8 protein-coding genes are annotated in these 12,065 nt (G+C 65.5%); 5 read left to right on the top strand and 3 right to left on the bottom strand.

Annotated elements, in window-relative coordinates; genetic code table 11:
• Window positions 1-90: 90 nt before the first annotated feature.
• On the bottom strand, window positions 91-306 hold the full coding sequence (locus FGU64_RS18000; RefSeq protein ID WP_139954416.1) for a hypothetical protein: 216 nt from the start codon (window positions 304-306) through the stop codon (window positions 91-93).
• Here FGU64_RS18000 and FGU64_RS17995 point away from each other — a divergent pair.
• From FGU64_RS17995 to FGU64_RS17980, 4 genes are all read left to right on the top strand, one after another.
• The gene (locus tag FGU64_RS17995) at window positions 305-1,843 is read left to right on the top strand and encodes a DegQ family serine endoprotease (protein ID WP_139954415.1); all 1,539 of its coding nucleotides are present in this window, start codon (window positions 305-307) and stop codon (window positions 1,841-1,843) included. The two genes, FGU64_RS18000 and FGU64_RS17995, sit on opposite strands and share 2 nt — an antisense overlap.
• Window positions 1,844-2,025: 182 nt before the next feature.
• A complete protein-coding gene (mprF, locus tag FGU64_RS17990; protein ID WP_180375562.1) occupies window positions 2,026-4,644 on the top strand; it encodes a bifunctional lysylphosphatidylglycerol flippase/synthetase MprF in 2,619 nt (872 codons plus the stop codon).
• Entirely contained in the window at window positions 4,641-5,978 is a 1,338-nt protein-coding gene (locus FGU64_RS17985) for an AcvB/VirJ family lysyl-phosphatidylglycerol hydrolase (protein WP_139954413.1), read from the top strand. The genes mprF and FGU64_RS17985 overlap by 4 nt, the downstream gene beginning before the upstream one ends.
• A 160-nt stretch (window positions 5,979-6,138) precedes the next feature.
• On the top strand, window positions 6,139-7,254 hold the full coding sequence (locus FGU64_RS17980; RefSeq protein WP_139954412.1) for a helix-turn-helix transcriptional regulator: 1,116 nt from the start codon (window positions 6,139-6,141) through the stop codon (window positions 7,252-7,254).
• 24 nt (window positions 7,255-7,278) lie between these two features.
• Here FGU64_RS17980 and FGU64_RS17975 read toward each other — a convergent pair whose 3' ends face one another.
• Complete coding sequence (locus tag FGU64_RS17975) at window positions 7,279-9,609, bottom strand: membrane-bound PQQ-dependent dehydrogenase, glucose/quinate/shikimate family (RefSeq protein WP_139954411.1); 2,331 nt, start codon at window positions 9,607-9,609, stop codon at window positions 7,279-7,281.
• A gap of 370 nt (window positions 9,610-9,979) precedes the next feature.
• On the opposite strand from FGU64_RS17975, the gene dapF reads away from it, so the two are divergent.
• A complete protein-coding gene (gene dapF, locus FGU64_RS17970) occupies window positions 9,980-10,879 on the top strand; it encodes a diaminopimelate epimerase (RefSeq protein WP_139954410.1) in 900 nt (299 codons plus the stop codon).
• A gap of 18 nt (window positions 10,880-10,897) precedes the next feature.
• On the opposite strand, the gene FGU64_RS17965 is transcribed toward dapF, so the two are convergent.
• Window positions 10,898-12,061: an ABC transporter ATP-binding protein gene (locus tag FGU64_RS17965; protein WP_139954409.1), complete on the bottom strand. Its 1,164-nt coding sequence runs from the start codon at window positions 12,059-12,061 to the stop codon at window positions 10,898-10,900.
• Window positions 12,062-12,065: the final 4 nt, after the last annotated feature.

The raw sequence follows: 12,065 nt of genomic DNA, 5'->3' as shown, positions 1-12,065 counted from the left end.
ACGCAAAAAGCCAGTAACCGCTTCGTGATATTCAATATCGGCTTCGTGTTTCTGACGCCAACAATTTGACAATTTCAGTATTTTCGAAGCTCAATTTCCGGCCAATCCATCCATATAAGTATCCTTCATTTCATTACCTCGAATTAATTTGAAGCCGGCCGGGTGCAGCGCTAGCTCTTTGATCGAGGCCGGGAAACGCCGGCGGCCAATGGACAGCGGCCGCGACCCGACGCGACCAGACGGCTTGCCGATGTTCCACGGTTCCGGTGCGGCATCGGTGACGGGACCTCCGAGGAGATATTCCATGTCGAACCAGTCTTTCACCACTCACCGCAACCGCATCCTGGCGCTCGCCGGCGTCGCCCTGCTGGCCGTCTCACTTGCTGCCGGCACGACGCTGATGGTCGGCGACGCCGGTGCCGCCGGCATTCCGCAAGCCTCGCAGGCACTGCCCTCCTATGCCGACATCGTGGCGGCCGATAAACCGGCCGTCGTCACCATAACCACAAAGATGAAGGTGCAGGACACCTCTGCCGATGGACAGCAACAGTTCGAGCAGCAGTTCGGCCCGAACTCGCCCTATGACGACTTCTTCCGCCAGTTCTTCGGCGAGGAGAACCCGTTCGGCCACCTGCCGCAGCAGCGCCGGCCGACCCAGACGGCCATGGCGCTCGGCTCCGGCTTCATCGTCTCGTCCGACGGAATGATCGTCACCAACAACCATGTCATCGACGGCGCGACCGATATCCGGGTGACGCTTGACGACGGCCAGCAATACAAGGGCACGCTCGTGGGACACGACGCCAAGAACGACCTCGCCGTGGTCAAGATCGATGCCGGAAAGCCGCTTCCCACGCTTTCCTGGGGCGATTCCGACAAGCTGAGAGCGGGCGACGCCGTGCTTGCCATCGGCAATCCGTTCGGCATCGGCACCACCGTCACCTCCGGCATCGTCTCGGCGCGCGGCCGCGACCTGCACAACGGTCCCTATGACGATTTCATCCAGGTCGATGCCGCGATCAACCACGGCAACTCCGGCGGCCCGCTGGTCGATGCCGACGGCAAGGTGGTCGGCATCAACACCGCCATCTATTCGCCCAACGGCGGCAATGTCGGCGTCGGCTTCGCCATTCCCTCCGACCAGGCCGAGGCTGTGGTCGCCAAGCTGGAGACCGGCGCCAAGATCGAGCACGGCTATATCGGCGTCGAGATCCAGTCGGTGACGAAGGATGTCGCCGACGCGATCGGCCTTAGCAGCGAGTCCGGCGCGCTGGTCGCCCAGGTCGTCGATGGTTCGCCCGCCGCCAAGGCCGGTTTGAAGAGCGGCGATGTCGTCACCGCGCTGGGCGGCAAGCCCATCGCCACGCCGAAGGACCTGTCGCGGCTGGTCGCCGACATGGCCCCCGGCGACAAGGCCGACATCACCGTCTGGCGCCACGGCAAGTCGCTTGATCTGTCCATTGCCGCCGGCAAGGGCAGCGAGGAGAAGCAGGCATCTGCCGACAATGACAACGGCGCGCAGCCGGGTTCGGCGATGCAGTCCGATTCCGCTCTGGGCATCGGATTTGCAGGATTGACGCCGACGATGCGCGACCGCTTCGGCATCGATCCGTCGGTCGAGGGCGTTATCGTCACGCGGGTCGCCAACGACAAGCCCGCGGCCGACAGCGGCATCCAGCGCGGCGACATCATCGTCTCGATCAACCAGCAGCCAGTGACCAGTGCCGGTGATGCCATGAAGGCGCTGAAGACGGCCGAGAAAGCCGGGCGCAAGTCCGTGCTGCTGCAAGTCGAGCGCGGCGACACCGAGATGTTCGTCGGCGTGCCGTTCGGCAACGCCTGACATCGTTCCTGTTCCGACATGAAAATCGTGCCTGCGGTCACCATGCTGCGGGCACAATCTTTATCGGCATGATGCGCAACGGGCGGGGGCCGATCAGGCAAGGCGGGACGGGCACTCCCGTCCTTGCCTTTGCCACAATCTGGGCGCTTGCGACTCCCGCAAGGCAAGGCCCGGCCGCAGACATGACTGACACAGACACTTCGCCCGAAGAACGCCAGGTCGGCGGCGCTCTGGCGCGCGCCATCGACCGCATCGTCGAGCCGCGTGTTCTCGGTCCGATCGTCGGCGCGGCAGCGGTGGCGATCGCGCTGTTCGTTATCCACGCGATCAGCGGCAAGGTGCACCTGCACCAGATCGAGGCAGCCCTTGCCGACACGTCGTTCAAGACGGTCGCGCCGGCGCTGGCCTTCACCTTCGTCAGTTTCGTCGCCATGGCCTGCTACGACGTGATGGCGGTGCGCCGCGTCGCGCCCGGCAAGGTGCCGGCACGCCTCGCCCTGTTCGCCGGCTTCGTCGGCTACGGCTTTTCCAACGCCATCGGCTTCCACGTCTTCGTCGGCGGCCCGGTGCGCTACCGCATCTACCAATCGGCCGGCGTCGATGCCGCCGATGTCGGCCGCATCGTCGGCATCTCCTTCCTCACCTTCTGGGGCGGCCTCTCGACCATCGTCGGGCTCGCCCTTCTGTTCGATCCGGTCGGTTTGCCGGCGCTGGCCGTGCTGACGCCGGCGGGCGACCGTATCCTCGGCGGCGCGATCATGGCCGGCCTGGCCGCCGTCGTCGTCTGGCTGTCACGCGGCAATCACCAGGTCTCCATCCTCGGCTGGGACTTTCCGTTGCCTTCGGCAGGCAGCGCGCTGGCGCAGATCGTCATCGGCGCCATCGATATCGGTGCTGCTGCGGCCGCCCTCTATGTGCTGCTGCCGGCCGACATCGCGCCGGGCTACGCGGTCTTCCTCATCCTGTTCGTCGCCGCCATCATCGCCAGCCTCGTCAGCCATGCGCCGGGCGGGCTCGGCGTGCTGGAAGCGACGATCCTGCTCGGCCTCGGTGCCGGCACCCGGCCGGACGTGGTGGCCGCACTCGTGCTGTTCAGGCTCGTCTACTACCTGCTGCCGCTGCTCCTGGCGGCTTCCGCGCTGCTCGCGTTCGAGATCTACCGCGTCCGCTCCACCGTCTCCACGGTTGCCGGGCGCACGCTCGCGGTGACGCGCCATGTGGTGCCGCCGATCACCGCGACGCTCGCCTTTGCCGGCGGCATGGTGCTGCTTCTGTCCGGCAACACGCCCGCCGCCGTCGAGCGCACCGACTGGCTGAGCGATATCCTGCCGCTGCCGTTCGCCGAAGCCTCGCACCTGCTCGCCTCGATCACCGGCCTGCTTCTGGTGGTCATCGCGCGCGGCCTTTACCGGCGCATCGCTTTCGCCCGCATCGCGGCGATAGCGCTGCTCTTGTCGGGCGCCGCCTTCTCGCTGCTGAAGGGCCTCGACTGGGAAGAGGCGGTCGTCCTGATCGCCGTCGCGCTAGTGCTGTTGGTGTACCGCCGAGCCTTCTACCGGCGCGGAGACTGGCGCTCCTTTCGCCCCGATCCGACCTGGATCGGTCTCATCGCCATCGTCATCATTGCCGCCACGCTGGTCGGGCTGCTCGCCTACCGACATGTCGAGTACCAGTCGGACCTGTGGTGGCAGTTCGCCTGGGATGGCGACGCCCCGCGCTTCCTGCGTGCCACGCTGGCACTTGCCATGGTTGCCGCCACGATTGCCGCCGACGCCATCATCAACCGGCCGGGGCAAGCGAAACGCGCCGGACCGGAGCCTGTCCCTGAGGCCGTGCGCCATGTCCTGGAAACGTCGTCCGACACACAGTCCTGCCTGGCGCTGCTTGGCGACAAGACATTCATGGTGTCGACCAGCGGCAGGGCCTTCCTCATGTACGCCGTCTCAGGCCGGAGCTGGATCACCATGGGCGATCCCGTCGGCGACCCCAAGGCCGCCAGGGCGCTGATCTGGCGCTTCGCCGAGGCCGCCGACCACGCCGGCGTCAGGGCGGTGTTCTATGCCGTCCAGCCGGAATTCCTGCCCGCCTACCTCGACATGAACCTGGCGATCCTCAAGATCGGCGAGGTGGCGCGCGTCGAGTTGACGGGCTTCTGCCTGGAGGGTGCCGTGCGGCAGCCGCTGCGCTACGCCATCGGCAAGGCGACGCGCGAAGGGTTGGCCTTTTCCGTCATCCCCAAGGCCGAGGTGCCGGACGCGCTGCCGCAGCTTCGCGCCGTGTCCGACGCCTGGCTGAAGAGCAAGAACGGCCATGAGAAGGGGTTCTCGCTCGGCTATTTCGACGACGCCTATATGAGCGAGTTCGACTGCGCGGTACTGAGCAGGGACGGCGAAATCGTCGCCTTCGCCAATCTGTGGCGCAGCGGCGACCGCGACGAGTGCTCCATCGACCTGATGCGCTACCGGCCCGGCGTCTCGAAGGTGATGATGGAAGCGCTGTTCGCCCACCTGCTGCTCTACGGCAAGGCCGAAGGCTACCGTTGGTTCAACCTCGGCGCGGCACCCTTGGCCGGTCTCGCCGATCATCCGCTCGCCTCTACCTGGAGCCGCGTCGGTACCTTCATCTACCGGGCCGGGGACGAATTCTACAATTTCGAGGGCCTGCGCGCCTTCAAGCAGAAGTTCGACCCGGTCTGGACGCCGCAATACCTGGCCTGTCCCGGCGGTCTGGCGATGGCGCAGGTCCTGCTCGACGTCACCACGCTCATTTCCGGCAGCCCCATCAGGATCTTCAAGCGATGAAACACTCTCTTGCCTTTCTTCTTCCTGCCTTTGCAGCCATCGGCTCGGCTTCCGCCTCCGCCCAATCGGCGCAACCGCCCGCCGCGCCCACGGTGAGCGCCGGGCGGCTGGAGAACGTGCGGCTTCTGCCCTCCGAGGGAGCGCCGAAGGCGATGGTCGTCTATTTCTCCGACCGTGGCGGCTGGACTTCCGCCGACGATGCCGTCGCCGCTGCCTTGCGTAAGGACGGCGACGTTGTGCTGGGCGTCGACCTTGCCGCCTATGCGCGGGCGCTCGACGGAGCGGACGGCCAATGCCTCTACGTCGTCGGCGAGATCACCGACCTCGCGCAGACCGCGCAGCGCCAGCTCGACATCCAGACCTACCTGCCGCCGATCGTCGTCGGGCGAGGGGAGGGAGCCACCTTCGCCTATGCGGCGCTAGCCGACGCGCCGGCCAACACGCTGGGCGGTGCCGTCGCCGCCGGCTTCGCCAACAGGCTGACGCTCAGGCTACCCTTCTGCCCCGGCTCCACCGCCACCAAGGCGACGGACGGCAAGGGCTACAGCTACGCCTTCGACGTGGCGTTGCCGGAGCCTGCCTCGCTCTTCGTCGACGAAGCCTCGCTCGATGTCGTGCGCGGCCAGGCGTCGGCACAGGACACCATCACCGTCGATGCGCTGGATATGGACGATCCGGCCGGCCAGATCGTCACCGCCGTCTCGTCGCTGGCCGATGCGATCGAGCCTTTCGGCAAGCTGCCGGCCATCGACCTGCCGGCCACCAGTGGCAAGCCGAGGGCTGTCGCCATCCTCGTCTCCGGCGACGGCGGCTGGCGCGACCTCGACAAGACCATCGGCGAATGGCTGTCGACGCAAGGCGTTCATGTCGTCGGGCTGGACGCGCTGCATTATTTCTGGGCCAAGCGCACGCCGCAGGACCTCGCGACCGATGTCGGCGCGCTCGTCAAGACCGCGGACCCGACCGGCCAGCTGCCGGTGATGCTGATCGGCTATTCTTTCGGCGCCGACACCATTCCCTTCGCCTGGCCGCTGCTGCCGAAGGCATTGCAGGATCGCACCAAGGTCATCGCCCTGATGGCGCCGGGCCTGTCCACGTCCTTCCAGGTCACGATTTCGGGCTGGCTCGGTATCGACGACAGCGGCTACGACATTCCCAAGGCCATCGCCTCCCTGCCGGTCGAGCGCGTCATCTGCGTTTCGGGCAAAGATGAAGACGCCAGTGCCTGCCGTGATCCAGCCTTGCAGACATTCACCCATATCGAAACCGACGGCGGCCATCACTTCGACGGCAACTATGAGGCGATAGCACAGAAGTTCCTGGACCGGCTGTAAATCGGCCGCCGCAAACCAAATTACTGGCGTGTCCATTTTTTCAACATGCGTCGCGATGCACCGGCCTGGTGTATGCTTCTGTTTTCGGCGATTTCGCTAGAATGACTTGCCCCCTGCGTGGTAAATATCCCAGTCGGCTGGGATGAAATTGCGAAATATAGTGTTCGATCAGAAATTCATAACCGACACATCCGCTCAGATCGCCGAGATTGCCGATGGCGCGGTGTTCGATGCGACTGCATGGGATGATTTCATTGAGATTCTTGGCGGAGCATTTCCAGGCGCCTGCATTGCATTTCAGCATTACGACCTGCGGCGGCTGAGGATTGAATACGACCGCATCCTGAATTTGGGTCCGGACTACCAGGCCAGCTATCGACAGCACTACAGCGGGTTGAACCCTTGGGTACAGCCTTTACGCTCTGCACCGTCCGGCACGGTGCTCGTCAGCGAAAGAGATTGTCCATCCAGCAATTTCAGCCATACGGAATTCTACGATTGGCTACCGCGCGACTTGCGTGCCGCGACCGCACTCATTTTGGAAACGAACCGGGAGAACCTCGCTTTCGTGGGATTGAACTACGGGATCGATCGGGCCGGCATATATGACGAGCCCGCGTTGGAACTGCTGCGTCGCATCAGCAGGCCCCTGAGCCGATCCATGCAAGCAACGCGCTTGTTCGGGCAGACCGTAGACCGCGAAAGGTCGGCTGCCGCGCTCGTTTCCCGCTCCGGCGACGTTGCGTGCGTCGTCGACGACCAGTTGAGGGTCCGTGACGCCAATCCGGCTGCCGAACTCGAATTCCGCCGGCAGAAGCTTGTCACGATACGAGCAGGCTGTCTCCGCGTCACGGCACCCGGCATCAATGGCTGGCTGTCGGACACGCTTCGCCTTCTCGCGGCCGGCTTGGAACCAGATGCGACCACCCGGATTTTCTTAACCGATGGCTCCTACCAGATCGGCCTCGTGCCGCTACCCAAGAGAGTGGAAATTCGTTCACCTTTCTACGGGCGCCCGCTCTTCCTGCTTGTCCTGCGGAACCTGTCCAAGCCGGCCGAAACCGACACGATGGACGAGCTCGGCGCCGCCTTCGGTCTGACGCGCGCCGAACGGAGACTTTGCGAGATGCTTTTGCGCGGCAATTCCCTGAAAGAGTCGGCCGATATGCTTGAAATAGCCTTTGAAACGGCGAGGCAACGGCTGAAGGCGATCTTTCACAAGACCGGCATCCACAAGCAGAGCGAGTTGATCGCGCTCCTGGGTCGCCTGCTCTGATACCGGAGCGCCGCTGACGCGGCTTCAGGATTTCTCCTTCAGGGTGAAGGCCATCACGTAATCGCCCTTGTCGGCCGAGTACGGGGCGCCGCCGACGGATATCAGGACGTACTGCTTTCCGGTCGCCGGCGACACGTAGGTCATCGGCGTGGCGCTGGAGCCCACGGGCAGCGGATATTTCCACAGTTCCCTGCCGTCGGCCGCGTCGTAGGCGCGCAGATAATAGTCCTGGAAGCCGGCGAAGAAGACGAGCCCGCCGGCGCTGGCGCTGGTCCCGGCATAGGTCGGCAGGCCCATCGGCATCGGCAGGTGCGACTTGAAGCCCAGCGGGCCAAGCTGTTCGGCGGTGCCGGCCGGCACCTGCCAGGCGATCTTGCGCGTCGTCATGTCGACGGCGGTGATGGTGCCGAAGGGCGGATGGACGCAAGGCACGCCGAGCGGCGACGTCCACATCTCCGTCGCCATACCGTAGGGCGTGCCCTGCTGCGGCGACGGGCCGTGGCCGGTGCCGTCGGCATGCGCCTTCTTGGCAAATTCGGGGTAATCGTCACGTGGCACCAGCGAGAAGATGCTCGGCGCCCTGACATCGTTCATGAAAACGCGGTTGTTTGGGACGTCGACCGACACGCTTCCCCAGTTCAGGCCGCCTATGTTGCCGGGCTGCTCGATCGTATAGCCGAGGCCGACCGGCGTGAAATCGCCTTCATAGCGCAGCTTGCGGAACTGGATGCGGCAGGCGAGCTGGTCGAACATGGTCAGCCCCCACATCGAGCGCTCGGTCAGCCGTTCGGCGCCGATGGTCGGCATGCCGACCGAATAGGGCTGCGTCGGCGAAAGCTTCTCCTCGGGCGCGCCACCGGTTTGCGGCACAGGCTTTTCCTGCACCTCGGCCAGCGGCTCGCCGGTCTCGCGGTCGAGCAGGAAGAGCTGCCCGCGCTTGGTGGTCTGAAGCACGGCAGGCACCGTGCCGCCCTTTCCGTCCGGCACGTCGAGAAGGGCCGGCTGCGACGGCAGGTCGTAATCCCAGATGTCGTGATGGACGGTCTGGAACTTCCAGCGCTCGCGCCCTGTCGTCACGTCGAGGGCGACGAGGGTGGCGTTGTATTCATCCGAGAAAGCCGGACGATTGGCGCCGTAGTAGTCCGGCGTGGTGTTGCCGAGCGGCGCATAGATCAGGCCGAGCTTGTCGTCGAAGGCCGCCGTCGTCCACATGTTGGGCGTGCCGCGCGTATAGGTCTGCCCTTCCGGAGGTAGCTTGGTGATCGAGGGATTGCCGAGGTCCCACGCCCATTCGAGCGCGCCGGTGACGACGTTGAAGGCGCGGATGACGCCGGACGGCTCGCCGACCTCCTGGTTGTCGACCACCCAGCCGCCGATGACGATGAGGTTGCGTGCGACCAGCGGCGCCGAGGTCTGGAAATAGAAGCCCGACTTCACCTCGCCCATGCCCTGGGAGAGAGCCACCGTGCCGTTGTCGCCGAATTCGGAGCACGGTTCGCCCGTCTTGGCGTCGATGGCGAGCAGGCGGGCATCGATCGTCGTTTCGATGATGCGCTCGTTGCAGAGCTTGCCGGCTACCTCCTCGGCCTGCGGCACCTTGTAGTAGCCCAAGCCGCGGCAACGCTGCCAGAACGGCGCCGACGCTTTGGGATCGAACTTCCAGGCCGGCTTGCCGGTATCGGCGTCGAGGGCGGCGATGACGTTGCTGGTGTTGCAGGAGTAGACGAGGTTGCCGATCTGCAACGGCGTGTTCTGGTCGAGGCCGATGCCGTTGTTGTCGGTGCGATAGGTCCAGGCCAGCTCGAGCTGGCCGACATTGTGGCGGTTGATCTGGTCGAAAGGCGAATAGCGCAGGCCCTCGGTGGTGCGGCCGTAGGACGTCCAGTCCGCCGGCGCGTTGTCGCCCTTGGCCGGCGTGTAGGCGGCGATTTCCGGCGACGGGCTGACGACGCCGTGGGGCACGAAAGCCATGCCGAAGCCCACCGCGAAGAGAATGGCGGCAAGGACCGCTCCGCCGACACCGGTGGCGCGGCGAATGCCGCCGGCAAGCCAGGGTGCGAAAAGCAGCGCGAAGCCGGCCAAGGCGATCGGCGACATCAGCCGCGCGAACAGTCCCCAGAAATCGTTGCCCGCCTCCCACCACGCCCATGGCGCCGACAGGATCGCGACCAATACGGCCAACCAGGCGCCAGCCGCCTTGCCGCGCATGAGCAGGAGGGCCGAGACCAGATAGGCGATGCCGGCGATGCAGTAGTAAGGCGAGCCGCCGAGACCTATCAGCCACGCGCCGGCGGCGGCCAGACCGAGGCCGATGAGGGCCAGAACGAGGAGATACAATCTGGCAAGAATATTCACTGTCCCACTCCGATGGCATTCGACCGAGGCGGCGCTTCCGGCTGCCGCGAGTCAGCCCCCGAGCGGCACCCTAGAGCATTTTGCAACCGGACGGAATCGTCCGGCGTCGCACAAACGCGGCTGAAACAAAGAGATGGGTCGCCCATCCCTGCTCGACTGCGGCGAGCAGGGATGGCGCTGGCAAAATCGACGTCGGCGACGCCGTTCTGAGATCACTTGTTTCGGCTGGCCCTGCCTTTTGTCCAGGCCCGAGCGGCGCCCTCACCTGTTGCCTGTCCGCCGATCCGTGTAGACTGGTCCGGTTTCTCATCATGCCGGGACAGAGCGGCGGGCCGCCGCCTCGATTTCCTTCCGGATCTGGAAAGACGCGATGATCGATACCCTGACCCTTGCCAGGTCCGCGCCGACGGCTGAAAGCGGCGAGCGGCCGTTCGTCAAGATGCACGGGCTGCGCAACCATTTCGTCATCTTCGACCGTCGTGAGGATCGCCGCGCTTTCACGCGCAGCGACATCGTCAAGATCTGCGACCCCCAGGTCGGCGTCGGCGGCGACCAGGTGCTGACCATCGAGCAGCCTTCGACGGAAGGAAAGGCAGCCGGCGCCCCCGCCGCCATGCGCATCTTCAACATCGACGGCCGCGAAGTCTCGGCCTGCGGCAACGCCACGCGCTGCGTCGCCCATCTGCTGATGGAGGAAAGCGGGGCGGACGCGCTGGTCCTCGAAACGAGAGGCGGGATGCTGAAATGCCGCCGCACCGGCGCCATGGAGGTCAGCGTCGAGCTCGGCCCGATCGGCTGGAACTGGCGTGATTTTCCGCTGTCGCACGAAGTCGACATGGCCGACCTGCCGGTCGAAAGCGGCCCGCTGCGGCACGGCATGGGCCTGTGGATCGGCAACCCGCATGTCGTCTTCTTCGTCGACGATCTTTCCGCCGTCGACCTAGCGCGGGACGCAGCCCCCATCCATGACGACCCGCTGTTTCCGGAGGGCGTCAACGTCGGCGTGGCGGAACTGGTGGACGCCTCGACGATCCAGCTCGCCGTTTGGGAGAGACCCGGCATCGCCACGCAGGCCTGCGGCACCGGCGCCTGCGTCGCCGCCTTCGCCGCGCGCCGCAAGGGCCTCACGACAAGCGAGCGCTTCACCGTGCATCTGCCGGCCGGGCAGTTGCAGATCGAGATCCACGGCACGACGGCGGTGATGTCCGGCCCGGTGGGGTATTGCTGCCGGGGATTCGTCGTCGCCGAGACGGTGTACGATTTCGACTGACGCGCGGCCGGTCTCGCCTCAGGCGATGCGCAGCCCCTTGTCGTCCAGAAGCACGCAGCCGGCGGGATCGAAGCCGATCTCGACAGTCTCGCCTTCGCGCGCCAGCCGGCCGGTTATAGCGTTGTTGGCGCGCACGATCGTCTTGCCGCCAAGGTCGATCTCATAGATCGCGCTGCCGCCGAGATAGGAGGTGGAGACGACGCGGCCCGACAGCCGGTTTTCGCCGGAAGCCGCGGCGACCGAAAGTTTCTGCGGCCGCACGACGACCGTTACGGCGGCGCCCTGTTCAAGCGGCCGGGGAGAAACGACCGAGACGGATTGCCCGGCCGCCAGCGCGACGGTGACCTTCGCCCCGTCGACGGCGCTCACGGTGCCGGCCAGCATGTTCGCCTTGCCGAGGAAGTCGGCGACGAAGGCGGTGGCCGGCGTATCATAGACTTCCTGCGGCGTGCCGATCTGCTCCATCGAACCGGCGTTCATGACGACGATCCGGTCCGACATGGAGAGCGCTTCTTCCTGGTCGTGCGTGACGAAGATCGCCGTGATGCCGGTCGCCTTCTGGATCTTCTTTATCTCGACGCGCATCTCCTCGCGCATGTTGGCGTCGAGCGCCGACAGCGGCTCGTCGAGAAGCAGCACCTCGGGCTCGAAGACGATGGCGCGCGCCAGCGCGATTCGCTGCTGCTGGCCGCCCGAAAGCTGCGACGGCAACTTCTTCTCAGATCCCGGCAGCCGCACCATCTCCAGTGCCTGGCCGACCTTGCGGGCGATCTCGGCCCTGGGCACGTTGCGGTATTTCAGGCCGAAGGCGACGTTGTCGAACACCGTCTTGTGCGGAAACAGCGCATAGCTCTGGAAGACGAGGCCGATGTTGCGCTTGTAGATCGGCACATCGTCGACGCGGCGACCGCCGATGGAAATCTGGCCGCTGCTTATGTCGACCAGCCCGGCGATGGAGCGCAGGATCGTCGTCTTGCCGCAGCCGGACGGGCCGAGCAGGGTAACGAAGCTGCCCTTGGCGATCGACAGCGAGAAATCGCGTACGGCAACGAATTTGCCATAGGCGATCTGGACGTCGCGGAACTCGACCGCGTGCCGGTCCACGCCGGCGGCGGAGCCATCCGCCGGCTGGGCCGAAACCCCGGCCGAAGCCGGCCGGGGCGTTTGCTGGGTGGTTGTCATGCGC

The organism is Mesorhizobium sp. 8 (assembly GCF_006351905.1).
In the GTDB taxonomy this organism is placed as follows: Bacteria; Pseudomonadota; Alphaproteobacteria; order Rhizobiales; family Rhizobiaceae; genus Mesorhizobium; species Mesorhizobium composti.
The sequence above is the reverse complement of the archived record's forward strand: the minus strand, read 5'-3'. Positions and strand labels throughout refer to the sequence as shown.

Bases quoted from the DNA above. Each gene is read 5' to 3' on its own strand.
- FGU64_RS17995 (WP_139954415.1), top strand. From the start codon at position 305: ATGTCGAACCAGTCTTTCACCACTCACCGCAACCGCATCCTGGCGCTC.
- FGU64_RS18000 (WP_139954416.1), bottom strand. From the start codon at position 306: ATGGAATATCTCCTCGGAGGTCCCGTCACCGATGCCGCACCGGAACCG.
- mprF (WP_180375562.1), top strand. From the start codon at position 2,026: ATGACTGACACAGACACTTCGCCCGAAGAACGCCAGGTCGGCGGCGCT.
- FGU64_RS17985 (WP_139954413.1), top strand. From the start codon at position 4,641: ATGAAACACTCTCTTGCCTTTCTTCTTCCTGCCTTTGCAGCCATCGGC.
- dapF (WP_139954410.1), top strand. From the start codon at position 9,980: ATGATCGATACCCTGACCCTTGCCAGGTCCGCGCCGACGGCTGAAAGC.
- FGU64_RS17965 (WP_139954409.1), bottom strand. From the start codon at position 12,061: ATGACAACCACCCAGCAAACGCCCCGGCCGGCTTCGGCCGGGGTTTCG.